Here is a 17360-nt window from a genome sequence, read left to right as displayed (position 1 = left end):
CCAACCGGTGGTCCGCGGCATCATCACAGAATGGTCGCGTATTTATTGACCAGCAGAATGTCCTCGACGGCCTGGATGTCCTTCTGCGACGCCAGCGTGATGTCCTCGACGGCGGCGTGGAGGTCGCAGCCTTCGCGCAGCACGCGGTCGTAGATCTGTCGCCGCCGTGCCTCGTCGGGCGGCAGCATGAAGATGCTGTAGAGGATCATGCCATTCAGGCGGGGCAACTCGTCCAGGATGTCCTCAAGCACCATGTAGCTGCCGGGCATGATGTGCTCGACGGCGCTGAGCAGAAATTGCAGGTTCTTGCGCCGCGCGTAGTCGCGGATCACGATGTTCTGGACGTGCTGCGGGGTGCGGCTGCCGTTCAGCGGCCGGGCGCCGATATAGCCGCGATGGCCGGCTCGCTCAGCCATGGAAGCCTCCCGGCAGCTTGTACTGCATGCCGACCCGCGTCGCCGGACGCAGCAGGATCGGCTCGAAGAACTCGCCGAAGCGCTTGTCCGCGTAAGGCGACATGATGCTCTTGAACCGGCAGTTCATGCTCCAGCGCGTGCCGGGCTCCTCGTTGACGCGATTGCCGTGCATCAGGGTCTGGTTGAACAGCATCACGTGACCGTAGGGAATCTCGATGAAGGTCGCGTGCGGCTGGATCGTCTTGTACAGCTCCTCGGCGCTGCGCAAGCTTGCCATCCGGTCCTGCATGTCGCCGTTCAACGACGGCGGCAGCAGGTACATCGCCTTGGTGTGGTGGACGTCCACCAGCGGCACCCACACCACGACCTCGAACGGCGAGTCGCCCGACCAGACGTCGGAATGGGTGGCGAGCAGCGAGGAATCGTCGCCGGGCATCTGGATGCTGAGATTGACGCGGCGCTGCATGCAGAGCTCGTTGCCGACGATGGTCTCGATCGTCGAGCGCGCGAGACGGAAATAAGTCGGCCGAAACCACGCCTCGGCATTGAGGCCGTTGAAGACGTGCAGCCGCAGGCCGTTGAGATCGTCCACGCTCACCCGGGTGTGGATGCTGTCGAGCATCGCATAGGGATCGTTGCTGTGCGGCAGCTTGAGATAATCGGCCGCCAGCTCGGCGGCGCGCCGCTGGATCCGGTCGAGCCCGGCGCGATCGTCGGCCGGCGTGGTGACGAAGCCGTTGTCGATGAAGCGCTGCGCCAGCGCCTGCTCGTCGGCCTGAAGGAAGTCCGTATCCGTCATGCAAAATACTCCCGGGCGGTCGCGCAGATATAGCTGATATCGGCGGCCGACAGGAACTGGTTGATCGGAAGCGTGAGGATCTGATCCGCCTGCCGCTCGGTCACCGGGAACGCGCCGCGGCCTTGCCCCAGATGCGCCGCCGCCGGCTGCAAGTGGATCGGGACCGGATAGTGGATCGCGGTCTCGATGCCCTTTTCGGCAAGATATTTCTGGAAGTCGTTGCGGCGGTCGGTCTGCACCACGAAGGTGTGGAAGGTGTTGAACTCGATGTTGCGGCAGGGCGGAATGAACAGAGGCAGCCCGGCGAGCTCGGCGCGGTATTGCGCGGCGTTGCGCCGCCGCCGCTCGATCACCGAGGGCAGGTGACGCAGGCGAATGCGCAGCACCTCGGCCTGCAGCGTGTCGAGCCGTGATACGATGCCCCATTCCTGGACGTCGCTGCGGTTGATCAGGCCGTGATTGCGCAGCCGGCGGATTCTTGCGGCGAGATCGGCGTCGGCGGTGACGAGGAAACCGGCATCGCCTGCGGCATTGAGATTCTTCAGCGGATGGGCCGAGAAGCAGCCGAACGTGCCGATGGTGCCGCTCATCCGGCCGTCATAGGTCGAGCCGACCGCTTGGGCGCTGTCCTCGATCACGGCGAGCGCATGCTTGTCCGCGATCGCCATCAGCGGGGTCATGTCGGCCATGCGCCCGGTCAGATGCACCGGCATGATCGCCTTGGTGCGCGGCGTGACGGCGGCCTCGACCGCGGCCGGATCGATGTTCTGGTCCGGCAGCACGTCCGCAAAGACAGGCGTGGCGCCGACCGCGATGATCGCGGCGGTCGAGGCCACGAACGAATTCGGCGGGGTGATCACCTCGTCGCCGGGACCGATGTCGAGCGCCCGCAAGGAAAGGATCAGCGCGTCGGTGCCGGAATTCAGCGTCACGACATGGGGCGAGCCGAGATAGGCGGACAATTCCTCCTCGAGCTTTCCAACCGCCGCCCCGCCGATGAAATCGCCGCGCTGGAATACGCCTTCCACCGCCTGCATGATCTCGGTGCGCTCTTCCTCGAACTGGGCGGGAAGATTGACGTAACCGATGCGCCGGCGGCCGGTGTCAGTGTCCATGGCAGAACTTCCTGACGGTCTCGATGACGCGGTCCTGCTGTGCGCGCGTCAGATGCTGGTCGACGGGGAAGCTGATGACTTCCTTGGCGTGGCGGTCGGTGACCGGGAAGGTGCCCGGCGCGTAGCCGAGATGCTTGAGGCCTTCCTGCTGATACAGCGGGATCGGATAGTGGATCTTGGCCTCGATGCCGTTGTCTAGGCAGTATTGGTAGAGCTCGTCGCGGCGTTCGGCGAACACCATGTAGAGATGGTAGACGTGCTTCACGTTGGGCCGGCGCGGCGGGACGCGCAGGCCGGGCAGGCCGGCAAGGCCCGCGTCGTAATAGGCGGCATTCTCGATCCGGCGCCGCGTGATCTCGCTGGTCTGGCCGATCAGCCAGTTGCCGACGACGGCCTGCAAGGAATCGAGCCGCGAATTGCAGCCGAGGATCGCGATCTCGTCGCGGTTCTTCATGCCGTGGTTGCGGATCAGGCGGAGCTTCTCGTTCATGCCGTCGTCATTGGTGACGACGACGCCGGCATCGCCCCAGACGTTGAGGTTCTTGAGCGGATGCAGCGAGAAGCCGGCCGCGATGCCGTGGGTGCCGGAGCGCTTGCCGGCGAACTCCGACAGGATGCCCTGGCAGGCGTCCTCGACGACGGGGAGGTTGTGGCGCTGCGCGATCGCCATCAACTTGCCCATGTCGGTGACCTCGCCGGTCAGCTGAACCGGCATGATCGCCTTGGTCTTCTTGGTGATGGCGGCTTCGACCTGGTCGACGTTCATGCAGAAGGAATCGTCGCAGTCGACCAGCACCGGGGTGGCGCCGGTTTCCGCGATCGCGCCGACGGTGGCGATGAAGGTGTTGGCGGCGGTGATGACCTCGTCGCCATGACCGATGCCGAGCGCCTTGAGCGGCAGCTTGAGCGCGTCGGTGCCGGATCCGACGCCGATGGCGTGACGCACGCCGATCAGTTCGGCAAAGCGCTTTTCGAATTCGGCGACGGGCTTGCCAAGGGTGAAGTCTCCGGTCGCAACCAGCCGGCCGATCTCGGCCAGGATCGGGGCGGGGTCGGAGAATTGCTCGAGCAGGTAGGAATATCGAACGTCGTACATGTGACCCGTCAGGTGGAATGGAGTTGAGGAGCGGAGGTGCGCGACGCCGCGAGCGCGTGCTCGATCGAGGTCGCGATGGCGTTGGGCGCGAGGCCGTGCTTTTTCAGCAGCGAGTCCTGCGAGCCGTAATTGTGCATGAAGCGGTCCGGCAGCGACAGACGCAGCATCGCGGGCAGGCCGGAGCCGAGCTTGTCGATCAGCGTCTCCGCAACCGCACTGCCGAGACCTCCGGAGGGCACGTGCTCCTCCAGCGTTGCCAGGAGCTTGATGCCGCGGATTGCCTGCAGCAGCGCTTCGGTGTCGAGCGGCTTCACCGTATGCATGTGCAGGATGCCGGCGCGAATGCCTTGCGCGGCCAGCAGGTCGGCTGCGGCCAGCGCCCGCTGCAGCATGATGCCGGTGGTCACCATGAGGACGTCGCCCGGGGTGCGCATCAGGATGGCCTTGCCGATCTCGAAGCCGTGCTCGGCCTTCGAGACGATGGCGTCACCGCCCTTGCCGAGCCGGATGTAGATCGGTCCGGTCCAGTCGAGCGTCTTGTCCATCATGCGCGCGGCCTCGTCGGCGTCGCAGGGGCAGACCACCGTCATGTTCGGCAGCGCCCGCATGATGGTGATGTCCTCGATCGCCTGGTGGGTCGGACCGAGCGGTGCGTAGACCAGCCCGCCGCCATTGGCGATCAGCCGCACCGGCAGATTGTGCAGACAGAGATCGACGGCCACCTGCTCGTAGCAGCGGCGGGTGAGGAAGGTCGCGATGGTATTGACGTAAGGCACGAAGCCTTCCATCGCGAGACCGGCCGACATGCCGATGATGTGCGCTTCCGAAATGCCCTCGATCAGATGGCGCTTGGGAAACTCCTTGCTCATCGCACGCAGCGTGCCGGCGCCGGGATCGGAGCCGATGTAAAGCACACGCTCGTCGCGCGCGGCGAGCTTGTGGACCATGTTCATCGCGGTGTTGCGCATGGGGAGCCGATCAAAAATCGCCGACGGCGACGCGGATGGCGTCTAGCTCGCTGTCGGACAGCTTGTTCTTGTGATGCCAGTCGGCGTTGGATTCTGCGGGCGGCAGACCCTTGCCCTTGACGGTATGGCAGATCACCGCGGTGGGCTTGCCCGGAACGACAGGGACCTGCTTCAGGACGGTGCGCAGGGCGCCGACGTCGTGGCCGTTGAGCTCCTGCACGGCAAAGCCGAAGCTGCGCCATTTGTCCGCGAGCGGCTCCAGCGGCAGCACGTAGTCGGTGGGCCCATAGCTCTGGAGCTTGTTGTAGTCGATCATCGCGACGAGGTTATCGAGCCCGTGCTTGGCCGCGCCCATGGCGGCCTCCCACACCGATCCCTCGTTGATCTCGCCGTCGCCGAGCAGCACGAAGGTCCGGTAGCTGCGCTCGCGCATGCGGGCGGCGAGCGCAAGGCCGACGCCGATCGACAGGCCGTGTCCGAGCGCGCCGGTCGAGGCCTCGACCCCGGGCACCATGCCGTATTCGGGATGTCCGCCCAAGATACTGTCGGAGCCGCAGAAGCCGTCCAGCTCCGACAGCGGGAAGAAGCCGCGATCGGCGAGAAGCGCGTAGAGCGCGAGGCAACCATGTCCCTTGCTGAGGATGGCGCGGTCACGCTCGGGATCGCGCGGGTTCTGCGGATCGATCCGCAGGATGTCGTCGTAGAGCACGCGGACCATTTCGATCAGCGACAGGGCTGGACCGACATGGCCGCGTCCCGCGGAGCGGACAGAACCGAGGACCAGGCGGCGCAAATAGAGACTGCGCTCGTCCAGCGTGCAGGTGAGGGCGGCTTCAGCGTGGGGTGAGATCTGGATCACGTTGGCAAATCGTTTGATGAAGCCGGCGGGCTTTGTCGAGCTGACCGGCAAGGCGGACCGTCAGATCGCCACCTTGCGCAGCCAAGGCGCGCCGGGAGCGGCTTTCGGGCAAATAGGCATTCAGGACAATCAGGCACCAGATCGCCCCGAACACAGGATACAGTACGTCACGGCGGATCGCAAACGCGTCATCCCTAGCCGCAAAGGCTTGCGTGAGGCGTTCGATGAGGCGATTCGCGCTTGTTGCGGGCAGATCGCTGCCGGGGTGGATCGCGGTATCGGACAGCAGTTTGACCGGATCGTCCCAGCCGAAATATTCGAAGTCGATGAAGCGCAGGCGGCCGTCTTCGCCGCGCAGCGCGTTGTGCAGTCCGAAATCGGACGGGCTCAATGCGCGATGCGCGGGCAGAAGGTCCGCTGCGGGATCCCGCCCCAGTTCCGCATAGCGTTGGCGAAGCCTTCGGATGGCGACGGCCGTGCTGGGAACCAGGCTGCCGTCGATGAACGTACGCAGCTCGGGGTGATCCTGCGACTCGCGCGTCAACCCGTCGAGGCGCTGCTCGTACTGGGCGATGGCTTCCTCGGGTGAAAAGATGCTGGCTGACGCATTGCGCAAGGTCTGCGCACCTTCGGCGTCGCGCAGCTTCTGCAATCCGATCAGGAAATCGGCCAGCTGGTCGGCATCGTCGTCCCGGGGACGCAGCACCGCCGCGTCGCCGTCGAACCATTGATACAGCGCGCAGAACGCATCGGCGTCCTTTGCGATCGGCCGCGGCGTCGATGTAATCCCGTGGCGCGACAGAAACGTGAGCGCGTCATATTCCTGTCCGAGCCGATCGCGCCCGTCGGACGGATAATGCTTGAGGGCGAGGGGCGGACCCTCCGCCATCTCCAGCCGAAACACCCTGTTGTTGCCGCCGGACCGCGCCGGCTGGGCGGCCGCGACCCGGGCCCCGGCGAGGCGGCTGCCGATCGCCATCGCATCCGCTGCGCTGATGTCGGGCTCGCTCATGCCGCAAACACCTCGTCGCGGATGCCGGCCCATGTCGCGATCGGCTTGCAATGTTCGGGGTGCGTTGACTGCGAACGCGTGAACAGGATTGATCGCGTGCCCTTCGGGAAATGCGGCTGCTCGAAGACCTCGACGAGATCGTCGATGAAGATGTCCAGCTCCAGGCTCGCGAGCCTGTCGACCTTGGCGGCCATCGTGTCCTCGAAATAAACATCGCCGGTGGCCACCGCCGCTTCCGCAGCGTCGATGAGGCCGGCGCCACGCAGCCAGCCGCGTGCGGCCTCGCGCAGGTCAGTATGGTCGGGGTCCTGATGACCGAATCGGGTCTTGTGGCTGACGATGTACACCTTGGCGCCGGCCTGTCTGCACGCCACGAGGAATTCGCGAACACCCGGATAGATCTCGGCGCCGCCAATGCCCTTGCCGTAGACGAAGCCTTGCAGGCCTTGCCAGGCGAGCTCGCCACCCGTGCGGGATCGCAAGTAATCCCGCACATCGTTCTTCAGCCCCTCCCAGCCCTCCGGCACCAGGTCGCGCTGACGCGCCGCGGCGGCAAAGACCTTGTCGTAGCAAATGATCGTGTTGTCGAAATCGATGCCGATCCGCACGCCGCTCACTTCAGGCTGATGTTCTGCATCATCTTGATGTTGAAATACCGGGGATCGTTGAGCGAGTTCGGCAGGCGGCCGGACCTGAAGGCGTCCACGAGGCCGGACACGGCCTGTTCGATCGTGTGCGTCGGCGCGAATCCGAGCTCGCGGCGGATCTTCTCCGACGAGACGTGGTAGGAGCGCAGATCGTCGGTCGGCTCGACGGCGACCTCGACGTTGTTTCCGACCACCGATTTGACGATGTCGGCGATCTTCATCAGCGAGTGGTTCTCGTAGCCGATGTTGTAGGTCTTGCCGTCGATCTTCGCGTCATCCTGCTGCAGCAGGAACAGATAAGCCGCCGACATGTCCTCGATGTGCAGATTGGGCCGCTTCTGCGTTCCGCCGAACACACGGATGCGGCCGGTGTTGACCGCAAGGTTGGTCAGGATGTTGACGACGACGTCGAGCCGCTGCCGCGGAGCGTAGCCGCAGACGGTGGCGGGACGAACCGTGCAAGTGACGAAGCCTGACGCAGCCTCTTCGGCGAGGTCGGTCTCGCACATCGCCTTGAACTTGGAGTAATCCGTGAGCGGCTCGCAGGACAGTTCCTCGGTCACCTCGGCCTCGTCCTTGATGCCATAGACGCTCGACGAGGAGGCATAGATGAAGCGCTTGATGCCGGCCTTCTTGGCGGCGCGCACCATCGGACGGAAGCAGTCGTAGTTGATGGACTTGCCGAGCCCAGGATCGAGCTCGAACGAGGGGTCGTTGGAGATGCAGGCGAGGTGGATCACCGCATTGTTGCCGCGCAGGGCCTCGTTGATCGCGGCCTCATCGCGGATGTCGCCCTTGATCAGGCGAAGATTCGGATTGTTACGAACCGCGTCGAAGACGGATTCGCCGTACATGAACAGGTCGAGCACCGTGACCTTGTGGCCCGCTGCCAGCAACTGGGGAACCAGCACGCTGCCGACATAGCCGGCGCCACCGGTGACCATCACGTTCCATTTCTGATCAATCACTGTCGTTCTCCAGATTTCCGGTTCGCGTCACTTCAACAACGCGGTGACGAATTTGACCAGCGGCGCCTTCTCGACCGAGTTGCGGTGACCGACGATGCCGACCTTGATCGCGCCCGCCGCGTTGCCGATGAAGGCGACGTCCTCGATATTGCCGCCGGCCGCCACCAGCGGCGCCGTGATCGTCAGGAAGGCGTCGCCGGCGCCGACCGTGTCGACGACGGTCTTGGTGAAAGCGGGCACGCGCGCGACGCCGGTCTTCGACGAGAAGGGGTAGCAGCCGAAGGAGCCGTGCGTGATGATCATGTTGTCGCAATCGATCTTGCCGTGCAGGCGATTCTCGATCACCGACGCGATGTCGCTGAACTTGTCGGTCGCGGCCAGCCGCGCTTCCGGCGCGTCGATGCAGACGTAGTCGGCCCGCGGATATTTCGTGATCAGATTGTAGCCGTGGTTTCCGCTGTTGCTCTGGGCGTTGACCGCCAGGAACTTGGAGTTCTCGATCAGCGTGTCGATGGTGCTGGACGCGATCATGCCGTGACCGAAATCGGTGACGATCACCACGTCCCCGCCACGAACGCGCTCGGCGGTGATTCGGTCGATCTCCTTGCGCTCGGCCTCGTCGAGCGGCGTGTCGTCCATCGTGTAGACTTCGAAGAGCTTGTGCAGATAGCCCATCTCGACGTACCGCAGTTTACGGGTCGTCGGTCGGCCCTGAATGCGGATCGGCGTCAGCGTGACATTCGGGCGGACATGCGCGCGAATGAACTCCTCGGGGTAGTCGTTGCCACCCAGCGTCGTGACGATCTCCACCGACTTGCAGAAGCTCGCCACGTGATTGGCCGCGGCAATGACGCCGCCGGCAAACTGCTCGCCATTCTTGAGCAGGGTGGCGACGATGTTCTCCTTTGAAGCCTTCCCGAGCGCCGTGACGTACTGGTATTCGTCGATGATGGTATCGCCGACCAGCACGACGTGCATGTCCTGGATCTTGTCGATCAGCTTCAGCAGGCGTTCGGCGCCGCCGCCTTCGCGCACCTTCTGGAGGTAGTCGCGCAGGGGGGGATCGTAGATGTCGAAGTAGCGGTTCAGCAGCGACGACGAGCTGAAGGTGACGTCGCGCGTGAAGACGATTCGTCCGCCGTGACGTTCGACGGCCTCGCGCTCGGTCGCGATCTTGCCGGTGACGTCATCCTCGGGATTCTCGTAGTCCGAGCCCTTCACGTAGGTGTCGGGGCGCACGGCATCGAGGACCGGCTCGGCGCTGGAGGTCCGGTTGATGCCGACCCAGTCGACCGTGCCGAGCGCGGCCAGCATCTCGGCGCGCATGTTCTCCGGAAAGATCGGCCGTCCCGGGCCCTTGTTGACGAAACGGTCGGCGGTAATGGTCACGATGACCACATCGGCCTCGTTGCGCGCCGCCAGGATGTGCCGGACGTGGCCGAGATGCACCAGATCGAACACGCCGTGGCAGAGCGCGACGGTGAGGCCCTTTGCCTGCGCGGCGCGCGCAATCTCGCCCAGCTCCTCGATCGTCTTGATCTTGTCGTGCGGTGCCGGATGGCCGGTCGGCTTGTCTGTCGCAGCATTACCCATGTGGATTACCCAAAGCGCCGGCAGGTCTCAGATGGCCGGCCTGAATTGATCGACTCGCGGCAACGATATCCGGCGAGCCTGTTCAAGAGCTTGCCTTCTGCGGCGAGCCCTCGTCGTCACCGAGATATTTGAACCAGTCCTTGGTGGCGTCGGCGATCTTGTCGACCGTCCACAAGGGCGCGTCCTTGTACTGATCCATCGACTTCAGCATCGTCGCGACGCCGTCCTCGAATTTCACCTTCGGCGTCCAGTTCAGGACCCGCTTGATCTTGGTGATGTCGGCGTAGGTGCAATCGGGCTCGCCCGGACGCTTGGGAATGTGGACCTTGTCGCCGCCGAGAAGCTCGACCAGCCGGTTGACGCTGTAGGTGTTGTCCGAGCCGACGTTGAACATCTCGTGCGAGACATCGGAGCGCGCGGCGGTGACGAAGGCGTCCGCGACGTCGCTGACGAAGGTGAAGTCGCGCGTCTGCTCGCCGTCGCCGACCACCGTGAAAGGCTTGCCGGCGAGCTTCTGCGCCATGAACACGCCGAACACGGCACCGTAGGTGCCGGTGGTACGATGGCGCGGCCCATACACGTTGAACAGGCGCAGCGCGACCGCGGGCAGCTTGTAGACCTGACACCAGTGCATGACGCACTGTTCGCCGAGATTCTTGGTAAGCGCGTAGGGATACATCGGCCGGATCTCGGCGCTCTCGGGCGTCGGATAGACGTCGGGAATGCCGTAGCAGGACGACGACGCGGCGTAGACGAAGCGCTTGACGCCGGCGTGCCGCGCCGCTTCGAGAACATTGACCGTGCCGTCGACATTGGCGCGATGATAGGGGATCGGGGACTCGATCGAGGGAACGATGTCGGCCAGCGCCGCGAGATGGAAGACCCAGTCGATACCGTGGAAATACGGCTTGATCGACTCGAGGTCGATGACGTCGGCCCGCACGACTTTCAACTGGCTCGAACCGGCGCGTGCCGCCAGATTCTCGGGGCGCCCGATGACGAAATTATCGAGCGCGATGACCTCGTGACCGTCGTCGAGCAGACGGTCGACGAGGTGACTTCCAATGAAACCGGCGCCGCCAGTAACGATGCATTTCATGAGGAACATCCGTGACGCGAATGCCCAGCGAAACAGGCCCGCCAATGTTGAGTGAAACCCGAAAGCCGACTACCAGCCGCTCGCCGACTTTGCAAGTATTATACCTTTGCAATCCTTGGTAATAGCCGGTATCACCCGGTCATGTTGCAATCGAGCCGCCAGCCCATGCCCGCCGTGTCCGTCGATCCCGATCACAAGGCTTTTCTCGACGATTACGTGGGACGCCTCCATCGCGCGACGGCGGTCGACGACGGCGTTTTCGCCGCAATCTCCGCGACCCGCGCCATCTGGCTGCGCGCGCGCAACCAGGGCGGCCGCGTCATCTTCATCGGCAATGGCGGCTCGGCCGGCATCGCCTCGCATCTGGCGATCGATCTGGCGAAGAACGCATCGGTGCCTGCGCTCTGCTTCAGCGACGCGAGCATGATGTCGTGCCTTGCCAACGATTACGGATTCGAGGACTGGATCGCGCACGCCGTGCGGCTGAGCGCCCGCGCCGGCGACTGCCTCGTCGCGATCAGTTCGTCGGGCCGCTCGAAGAACATCCTCAATGCGGTTGCACAGGCGCGGTCGATGAAGCTCGACGTGATCACGCTGTCGGGGATGAATGCGGACAATCCGCTGCGCAATCTCGGCGACGTCAATTTCTTCGTCGATAGCCGCAGCTACAACATTGTCGAGACCACGCACCAGTTCTGGATGATGGCCGCGATCGACCTCGTGATCGGTCGCGCGGAATATCCGGCATCCTGAGGCGGGCATCCGATGCAGTCGCGGTTCAAACAGGCGGCCCTGTTTTCGGTAAAGCTGCTGCTGTCGATCGCGGTGCTGGTCTACATCGCGCGCGGTCTCGATCTGCAGCGGTTGCGCAGCCATCTCGTCTCGGTCGATCCCTTGCTGTTTGTCCTCGCGCTGGCGTTGATCTTCTTCCAGACCTTCGTGCTCAACGGCCGGTGGGAGCTGATCATGCGGGCGCTCGGCGTGTCGCTGGACTGGCTCGCGGGTTGGCGGATTCTCATGATCAGCCTCTGGTTCAATCAGGTGCTGCCGTCGTCGGTCGGCGGCGACGCAGTGCGGATGTGGCTGCTGCGCCAGCGCGGCGTGCAGTGGCCGGAAGCGGTCAAGGGCGTTGCGGCCGACCGCTTCACGGCGTTGATCGGGCTGATCGCGCTGATGGTGGCCGGATTGCCGTTCCTGTTGTCGCGCGTGTCCGATCACGCCGCGATTCTGGCCATCGGCGGGCTGACGCTGGCCGGCGTCGCCGGCACTGTGGTGCTGTTGACGCTCGATCGTCTGCCCAAGCGCCTCATCGCCCATCCGGCGATCGCAAGCTTCGTCCGGTTCGGAGCGCTGGTCCGGTTTCTCCTCCTGCAGTCCGAGCGCCGCGCTTTGCTGTTCGGGTCGGCGCTGCTCATCCATCTCGTGACTGCGGCGGCCTGCTTCGCCCTGGCGCGCGGTGTCGGAGCACAGCTTTCGGTGGTGGACGCCGGCATCCTGATTCCGCCCGTGGTGCTGTTGACGGCGGTCCCGATCTCGATCAGCGGCTGGGGCGTTCGCGAGGGGGCGATGGTCGCCTGCCTCGGTCTGGCGAATGTTCCTTCCGAGGAAGCGCTGTCGGTGTCGCTTCTGCTGGGCGCCATCAGCGTGATCATCGGGCTGGTCGGCGGCGCGATCTGGCTGGCAAGTCCGGAGCGCGGATCGTATTCAGCGGACAAGGCCGCCAAGGCGGCGGAGGAAGCCCCCAGCTACGACGGGCTGGGCAAGGAAGTCTCGAGCCACCCATGACCCGCTTGAGCCCGTTGCTGCCGGTCTGGTCTTCACGGGGTGGGATTGCCTCACCCGATCGCGTATCTCATTTTTCGGTTCCACGATGAAAAACCTGTTCTACGTCCGCCACACCTGCCGCCTCTGTCATTCGGACAAGCAGGAGCTGGTCGTCCCGATGGCAGGCATGCCGATCGGCACGCCGAACTTCCAGGTCCCGGACGCCAGCGTCGACGATCCGGTGTTCCGGGCCGCGGTGCCGATGGCGCTGCATCTGTGCAGGGATTGCGGCCACCTCCAGATCCTCCATGTCGGTAATCCCGAGATCCAGTACCGCAACTACGTCTACACCACCTCGCTCTCGCTCGGCCTGCGGGAGCACTTCGCGGGCTATGCCAACGACGTCGTCAGCCGCTTCGGCATCGCGCCGGGCTCGCTGGTCGTCGAGCTCGGCAGCAACGACGGATCGCTGCTCGGCTTCTTCAAGGAGCGCGGCATGCGGGTGCTGGGTGTCGATCCCGCTGTGGACATCGCGAAGCGCGCGACGGAAGCGGGGATCGAGACCATCGGCGATTTCTTCACCGATGCCATTGGTCACCGCATCCTGCAGAGCCACGGCGCGGCGAGCGTCGTGATCGCCAACAACATGATCGCCAATGTCGACAATCTCGATCCGCTGGTGATCGGGGTTCGCGACGTGCTCGCGCCGGACGGGTTGTTCGTCTTCGAAACGCAATACGGCGTCGACGTCACCGAGAAGAACCTGCTCGACACCGTCTATCACGAGCATCTGTCGTATTTTAACATCAAGCCGCTGATCCGTTTCTTTGCCCGGCTCGGCATGGAGCTGATCGACGTCCAGCACATCTGGACCAAGGGTGGCTCGATCCGCGTGACCGTGCAGCGCGCCGGTGGCGCCAAGAAACCGTCGGCCGAGGTCGCGCGCTTCGTCGCCGAGGAAGAGCGGCTTGGTGTGGATCAGCCGGCCTATTATGGGCCCTATGTGAAGAGGATCGCTGCGATCCGCGACGAGCTGGTCGCGATGGCTGATGCCGCCCATGCGCGCGGGCAGCTCGTTGCCGGCTACGGCGTCTCGGTCGGCACCACAACGCTGCTGCCGCAGTTCGGCCTGGAGAACAAGATCGACTTCCTGGTGGACGACGATCCCAAGAAGGGGAACGTGATGGCCGGCCCGGGTTACGACATCCCGATCCTGCCGCCTGCCGCCCTTTATGAGCGCAAGCCGGCGTTCGTCGTCGTCTTCGCCTGGCGCTACGTCGACCCGATCCGGGCCAAGCACGCCCGCTACTTCGCCGAAGGCGGAAAGTTCGTGGTGCCGCTGCCGGGCATTTCCATGGTCGATCGGGCCGACTGACCGCGCAACGGCGCCGAGGCGGGCGCTCCAGAGGAGCGTCCGGAAGGAACCGGTCGAACGCTGCGATCGCGGCTCGAACGGTCGGTGGATAAGCCTTTGATCCGCCTGGGCTCTGCCCTAGCGCCCAGGAAGGTCGGCTGGTCCAGTCGGGCCCTCTCTATCTTGACGTTTGGTCTCATCCGCAGTAGATACCCCGCACTCGCTGCCGGCCCGTTAGACGCGGATCTCCGGCGCGGCTTTGAAATCCCCGAACAATCGAGCCCGGTTTCCGGCTCATCCTTCGAGACAGAGGGCTGGGCCAACGGCGGCTGTTCGGATCCCTGAAATTCATGCGCGTCTGTCGACGGACGTTGGACATCAAAACGATGGCAGTCAGCCCGTTCAAGTTCTTGCAGGAAGTGCGCTCGGAGACCGCCAAGGTCACCTGGCCGACCCGCCGCGAGACCACGATCACCACCATCATGGTGTTCGTCATGGTCGCCGTGGCCTCGATCTTCTTCTTCGCCGCCGACCAGATCATCCGTGTCCTCATCACTTACCTTCTGGGCATTCACTGATGGCAACCGCAACCGCTCAACTGTCCGACAAGCGCTGGTACATCGTCCACGCCTACTCGAACTTCGAGAAGAAGGTCGCCGAATCGATCCGCGAGCAGGCCAAGCAGCGCGGGCTCGAGGAGCTGTTCGAGCTGGTGCTGGTTCCGACCGAGAAGGTCACGGAAGTGCGCCGCGGCCGCAAGATCGACGCCGAGCGCAAGTTCTTCCCCGGCTACGTGCTGGTGAAGATGAAGCTGACCGACGAAGCGTTTCACCTGATCAAGAACACGCCGAAGGTCACGGGCTTCCTCGGCGCTGAAAACAAGCCGATGCCGATCTCGGAATCCGAAGCCATGCGCATCCTGCACCAGGTGCAGGAAGGCGTGGAACGGCCGAAGGCGTCGGTGTCGTTCGAGATCGGCGAGAACGTGCGCGTGGCCGATGGCCCGTTCGCCTCGTTCTCGGGTGTGGTCGAGGAAATCGACGAGGCGCGCTCGCGCGTGAAGGTCGCGGTGTCGATCTTCGGCCGTGCCACGCCGGTCGAGCTGGAATTCGGTCAGGTCGAGAAGGTCTGACCGGGTAACGCGGGAAGCCGGCGAGGCTTCGCGCAAAGAGAGGCCGTGGGAGGGAGAGGGCGGTTGCCAGCCGCATCCGACCCAGACCACGAACCTGAAACCGCTGGCAGTCAGCCGGCACAACAGGAGTGATACATGGCAAAGAAAGTGACCGGATACCTGAAGCTTCAGGTCCCGGCCGGTGCGGCGAATCCTTCGCCCCCGATCGGTCCCGCGCTCGGTCAGCGCGGTCTCAACATCATGGAGTTCTGCAAGGCGTTCAACGCGCAGACCCAGAAGGAAGAGAAGAACACCCCGATTCCCGTCGTGATCACGATCTACGCCGATCGTTCGTTCACGTTCGAGATGAAGACGCCCCCGATGTCGTTCTTCCTCAAGCAGGCTGCCAAGATCCAGTCCGGCTCGAAGGCGCCGGGCCGTGACAAGGCCGGCAAGGTGACCAAGGCGCAGGTGCGCGAGATCGCCGAGAAGAAGATGAAGGATCTCAATTGCGATTCCATCGAGTCGGCCATGAAGATGGTCGAGGGCTCTGCCCGTTCGATGGGCCTGGAAGTGGCGGGGTAAGCGGTCATGGCAATCGGAAAGCGTTTGAACAAAGCCCGCGAAGGTGTTGACCGCGAAAAGCTTTACCCGCTCGCGGACGCCATCAAGATGGTCAAGGAACGCGCGAAGGCGAAGTTCGACGAGACCATCGAGGTCGCGATCAATCTCGGCGTCGATCCGCGTCACGCCGACCAGATGGTCCGTGGCGTCGTGACCCTGCCGAATGGCACTGGCCGTACGCTCCGCGTCGGCGTGTTCGCCCGCGGTGCCAAGGCCGATGAGGCCAAGGCTGCAGGTGCCGACGTCGTCGGCGCCGAGGACCTGGTCGAGAAGGTGCAGAACGGCTCGATCGATTTCGACCGCTGCATCGCCACCCCCGACATGATGCCGCTGGTCGGCCGTCTCGGTAAGGTGCTCGGCCCGCGCGGCCTGATGCCGAACCCGAAGATCGGCACCGTGACCATGGACGTCACCGGTGCGGTGAAGGGTGCCAAGGGCGGCTCGGTCGAGTTCCGCGTCGAGAAGGCCGGCATCCTGCAGGCCGGCGTCGGCAAGGCCTCGTTCTCCGAAGAGAAGCTGGTCGAGAACATCAAGGCTCTGGCCGATGCTGTCTCGAAGGCGAAGCCGGCCGGTTCCAAGGGCACCTACATCCAGCGCGTTGCGGTGTCCTCGACGATGGGCCCCGGCGTGAAGGTCGAGCCGGGCACCATCCTCGGCTAAGGTTTGGAAGTGACATGAGGCGAGGGGCGGAATTGGGCAACCGATTCCGCCCCTCGTCGTTTGTGGCAGGGCTCACCGGAAACAAGAACAATGGCTGACAAGGTCCTGATCTATTCGCGCTTTCCCAAGACCATGATGGCGCGTTTCGCCGAACGGTTCGAATTGCTCGACACCGGCGGCAAGCCTGCGCGCGAGATGTTTCCGGCCGACGAGCTCGGCGGGATCCGCGCGCTGCTGACCGCCGGCGGCTCGCCGCTCGGTGCCGAGGCGATGGACCTGTTCCCGAGGCTCGGCGCCATCGTCTGCTACGGCACCGGCTATGACGGCGTCGACTTGAAGGCGGCAGCCAGCCGCAACATCGCGGTCGGCCACAGCCCGGGCGCCAATGCGGCCTCGGTCGCCGACATCGCGATGACCCTGATGCTGGCGACGACCCGGCGGATCCTGGTCGCCGACCAATATGTCCGCAGCGGTGACTGGGCGGCGTCGAAGCAATCGCCGATGATGCGTCCCCAGGCGGGCATGCCCGGCCGCCGTATCGGCGTCTACGGCATGGGCGAGATCGGCCGCAAGATCGCAGGCCGCTGCGCCGCCTTCGAGAGCGAGGTCGGCTATTTCAGCCGCAGCAAGTACGATCTGCCCTATCAATATTTCCCGACGCTGGAGGCACTGGCTGACTGGTGCAGCGTGCTGATGATCGCGGTCCGGGCAGGGGCCGAGACCCAGCACGTCGTCAATGCAGACATCCTGGGGCGGCTCGGGGCGGACGGCTACGTCGTCAACATCTCTCGGGGCTCGGTGATCGACGAGAAGGCCCTCGTGGCGGCGCTGACCGACAAGACCATCGCCGGCGCCGGCCTCGACGTGTTCGAGAAGGAACCGCACGCGCCCGACGCCCTGACCGCGCTGCCGAACGTGGTGTTCGCCCCTCATATCGGCGGCCACACCCTCGAATCGCACGTCGCCATGCAGAACTGCGTGCTGGCGAACCTGACGGCGTTCTTTGAGGGCAAGCCGCTGCCTTACGGGGTCAAATCGGCCTGAATCGGTCGCTATCGGCCCGGATCAAGCCCCGCCGGCAACGGATTGGAACTGGTGTGAATTTTGCTCTTGGCAAGCAGGCTCCGAGCGGTTAAAGAACCGCTTCCGGACGTGCCGGCCTCGGCTGGCGCGTTCGTGCACGCATTCCGAAAACCCGACGCGACAGGAGATCATTCCTTTTCAGGACGTCCGCAAGGATTTGCCCGAAAAGGAAGGAAAACCCGTCGGTTGGTG

19 protein-coding genes are annotated in these 17360 nt (G+C 64.4%); 8 read left to right on the top strand and 11 right to left on the bottom strand.

What is annotated here, in order from left to right; translation table 11 throughout:
• Positions 1-23 precede the first annotated feature (23 nt).
• From AABA84_RS05010 to AABA84_RS04960, 11 genes are all read right to left on the bottom strand, one after another.
• Positions 24-416 (bottom strand): LIC12192 family sporadic carbohydrate cluster protein, encoded by a 393-nt coding sequence (locus AABA84_RS05010; RefSeq protein ID WP_212249021.1) that lies wholly within the window; start codon positions 414-416, stop codon positions 24-26.
• A complete protein-coding gene (locus AABA84_RS05005) occupies positions 409-1215 on the bottom strand; it encodes a sporadic carbohydrate cluster 2OG-Fe(II) oxygenase (protein WP_212249020.1) in 807 nt (268 codons plus the stop codon). The genes AABA84_RS05010 and AABA84_RS05005 overlap by 8 nt, the downstream gene beginning before the upstream one ends.
• The gene (locus AABA84_RS05000; protein ID WP_212249019.1) at positions 1212-2330 is read right to left on the bottom strand and encodes a DegT/DnrJ/EryC1/StrS family aminotransferase; all 1119 of its coding nucleotides are present in this window, start codon (positions 2328-2330) and stop codon (positions 1212-1214) included. The genes AABA84_RS05005 and AABA84_RS05000 overlap by 4 nt, the downstream gene beginning before the upstream one ends.
• Entirely contained in the window at positions 2320-3426 is a 1107-nt protein-coding gene (locus AABA84_RS04995; RefSeq protein ID WP_212249018.1) for a DegT/DnrJ/EryC1/StrS family aminotransferase, read from the bottom strand. The genes AABA84_RS05000 and AABA84_RS04995 overlap by 11 nt, the downstream gene beginning before the upstream one ends.
• Before the next feature lie 8 nt (positions 3427-3434).
• Entirely contained in the window at positions 3435-4394 is a 960-nt protein-coding gene (locus tag AABA84_RS04990; RefSeq protein ID WP_338311532.1) for a transketolase family protein, read from the bottom strand.
• A 10-nt stretch (positions 4395-4404) separates the two neighbouring features.
• Positions 4405-5253 (bottom strand): transketolase, encoded by an 849-nt coding sequence (locus AABA84_RS04985; RefSeq protein WP_338311531.1) that lies wholly within the window; start codon positions 5251-5253, stop codon positions 4405-4407.
• The gene (locus AABA84_RS04980) at positions 5228-6265 is read right to left on the bottom strand and encodes an aminoglycoside phosphotransferase family protein (RefSeq protein ID WP_338311530.1); all 1038 of its coding nucleotides are present in this window, start codon (positions 6263-6265) and stop codon (positions 5228-5230) included. Before AABA84_RS04980 ends, AABA84_RS04985 begins: the two co-directional genes overlap by 26 nt.
• Positions 6262-6873, bottom strand: coding sequence for a hypothetical protein (locus AABA84_RS04975; RefSeq protein ID WP_246550384.1), 612 nt, complete (start codon positions 6871-6873; stop codon positions 6262-6264). The genes AABA84_RS04980 and AABA84_RS04975 overlap by 4 nt, the downstream gene beginning before the upstream one ends.
• 5 nt (positions 6874-6878) lie before the next feature.
• Positions 6879-7880, bottom strand: a complete 1002-nt coding sequence (locus AABA84_RS04970) for an NAD-dependent epimerase/dehydratase family protein (RefSeq protein ID WP_038973056.1) — start codon at positions 7878-7880, stop codon at positions 6879-6881.
• Positions 7881-7907: 27 nt separating this feature from the next.
• Positions 7908-9473 (bottom strand): PfkB family carbohydrate kinase, encoded by a 1566-nt coding sequence (locus AABA84_RS04965; protein WP_212249013.1) that lies wholly within the window; start codon positions 9471-9473, stop codon positions 7908-7910.
• An 82-nt stretch (positions 9474-9555) separates the two neighbouring features.
• On the bottom strand, positions 9556-10572 hold the full coding sequence (locus AABA84_RS04960) for an SDR family oxidoreductase (protein ID WP_338311529.1): 1017 nt from the start codon (positions 10570-10572) through the stop codon (positions 9556-9558).
• A 165-nt stretch (positions 10573-10737) separates the two neighbouring features.
• Between AABA84_RS04960 and AABA84_RS04955 the strand changes: the two genes are divergently transcribed.
• The 8 genes from AABA84_RS04955 (at position 10738) to AABA84_RS04920 (ending at position 17129) form a co-directional block, all read left to right on the top strand.
• Positions 10738-11325: an SIS domain-containing protein gene (locus AABA84_RS04955; RefSeq protein ID WP_338306314.1), complete on the top strand. Its 588-nt coding sequence runs from the start codon at positions 10738-10740 to the stop codon at positions 11323-11325.
• Between the two features lie 12 nt (positions 11326-11337).
• Positions 11338-12357: a lysylphosphatidylglycerol synthase transmembrane domain-containing protein gene (locus AABA84_RS04950; RefSeq protein WP_212249010.1), complete on the top strand. Its 1020-nt coding sequence runs from the start codon at positions 11338-11340 to the stop codon at positions 12355-12357.
• 85 nt (positions 12358-12442) lie between these two features.
• On the top strand, positions 12443-13711 hold the full coding sequence (locus tag AABA84_RS04945; protein WP_338311528.1) for a class I SAM-dependent methyltransferase: 1269 nt from the start codon (positions 12443-12445) through the stop codon (positions 13709-13711).
• A gap of 365 nt (positions 13712-14076) precedes the next feature.
• Positions 14077-14268, top strand: a complete 192-nt coding sequence (secE, locus tag AABA84_RS04940; RefSeq protein WP_026202711.1) for a preprotein translocase subunit SecE — start codon at positions 14077-14079, stop codon at positions 14266-14268.
• A complete protein-coding gene (nusG, locus tag AABA84_RS04935) occupies positions 14268-14822 on the top strand; it encodes a transcription termination/antitermination protein NusG (protein WP_008136441.1) in 555 nt (184 codons plus the stop codon). The genes secE and nusG overlap by 1 nt, the downstream gene beginning before the upstream one ends.
• A 135-nt stretch (positions 14823-14957) precedes the next feature.
• A complete protein-coding gene (gene rplK / locus AABA84_RS04930; RefSeq protein ID WP_006611824.1) occupies positions 14958-15386 on the top strand; it encodes a 50S ribosomal protein L11 in 429 nt (142 codons plus the stop codon).
• Positions 15387-15392: 6 nt separating this feature from the next.
• The gene (gene rplA / locus AABA84_RS04925) at positions 15393-16085 is read left to right on the top strand and encodes a 50S ribosomal protein L1 (RefSeq protein ID WP_014494487.1); all 693 of its coding nucleotides are present in this window, start codon (positions 15393-15395) and stop codon (positions 16083-16085) included.
• Positions 16086-16175: 90 nt separating this feature from the next.
• A complete protein-coding gene (locus AABA84_RS04920) occupies positions 16176-17129 on the top strand; it encodes a 2-hydroxyacid dehydrogenase (protein WP_338311527.1) in 954 nt (317 codons plus the stop codon).
• Positions 17130-17360: the final 231 nt, after the last annotated feature.

The sequence above is a fragment of the Bradyrhizobium sp. TM239 genome (assembly GCF_036247985.1).
GTDB lineage: Bacteria > Pseudomonadota > Alphaproteobacteria > Rhizobiales > Xanthobacteraceae > Bradyrhizobium > Bradyrhizobium ottawaense.
The sequence above is the reverse complement of the archived record's forward strand: the minus strand, read 5'-3'. Positions and strand labels throughout refer to the sequence as shown.

What these genes read in the sequence shown, in the direction of transcription:
- AABA84_RS05010 (WP_212249021.1), bottom strand. Translation starts at nt 416, where the DNA reads ATGGCTGAGCGAGCCGGCCATCGCGGCTATATCGGCGCCCGGCCGCTG.
- AABA84_RS05005 (WP_212249020.1), bottom strand. Translation starts at nt 1,215, where the DNA reads ATGACGGATACGGACTTCCTTCAGGCCGACGAGCAGGCGCTGGCGCAG.
- AABA84_RS05000 (WP_212249019.1), bottom strand. Translation starts at nt 2,330, where the DNA reads ATGGACACTGACACCGGCCGCCGGCGCATCGGTTACGTCAATCTTCCC.
- AABA84_RS04995 (WP_212249018.1), bottom strand. Translation starts at nt 3,426, where the DNA reads ATGTACGACGTTCGATATTCCTACCTGCTCGAGCAATTCTCCGACCCC.
- AABA84_RS04990 (WP_338311532.1), bottom strand. Translation starts at nt 4,394, where the DNA reads ATGCGCAACACCGCGATGAACATGGTCCACAAGCTCGCCGCGCGCGAC.
- AABA84_RS04980 (WP_338311530.1), bottom strand. Translation starts at nt 6,265, where the DNA reads ATGAGCGAGCCCGACATCAGCGCAGCGGATGCGATGGCGATCGGCAGC.
- AABA84_RS04965 (WP_212249013.1), bottom strand. Translation starts at nt 9,473, where the DNA reads ATGGGTAATGCTGCGACAGACAAGCCGACCGGCCATCCGGCACCGCAC.
- AABA84_RS04960 (WP_338311529.1), bottom strand. Translation starts at nt 10,572, where the DNA reads ATGAAATGCATCGTTACTGGCGGCGCCGGTTTCATTGGAAGTCACCTC.
- AABA84_RS04955 (WP_338306314.1), top strand. Translation starts at nt 10,738, where the DNA reads ATGCCCGCCGTGTCCGTCGATCCCGATCACAAGGCTTTTCTCGACGAT.
- AABA84_RS04950 (WP_212249010.1), top strand. Translation starts at nt 11,338, where the DNA reads ATGCAGTCGCGGTTCAAACAGGCGGCCCTGTTTTCGGTAAAGCTGCTG.
- AABA84_RS04945 (WP_338311528.1), top strand. Translation starts at nt 12,443, where the DNA reads ATGAAAAACCTGTTCTACGTCCGCCACACCTGCCGCCTCTGTCATTCG.
- secE (WP_026202711.1), top strand. Translation starts at nt 14,077, where the DNA reads ATGGCAGTCAGCCCGTTCAAGTTCTTGCAGGAAGTGCGCTCGGAGACC.
- nusG (WP_008136441.1), top strand. Translation starts at nt 14,268, where the DNA reads ATGGCAACCGCAACCGCTCAACTGTCCGACAAGCGCTGGTACATCGTC.
- rplK (WP_006611824.1), top strand. Translation starts at nt 14,958, where the DNA reads ATGGCAAAGAAAGTGACCGGATACCTGAAGCTTCAGGTCCCGGCCGGT.
- rplA (WP_014494487.1), top strand. Translation starts at nt 15,393, where the DNA reads ATGGCAATCGGAAAGCGTTTGAACAAAGCCCGCGAAGGTGTTGACCGC.
- AABA84_RS04920 (WP_338311527.1), top strand. Translation starts at nt 16,176, where the DNA reads ATGGCTGACAAGGTCCTGATCTATTCGCGCTTTCCCAAGACCATGATG.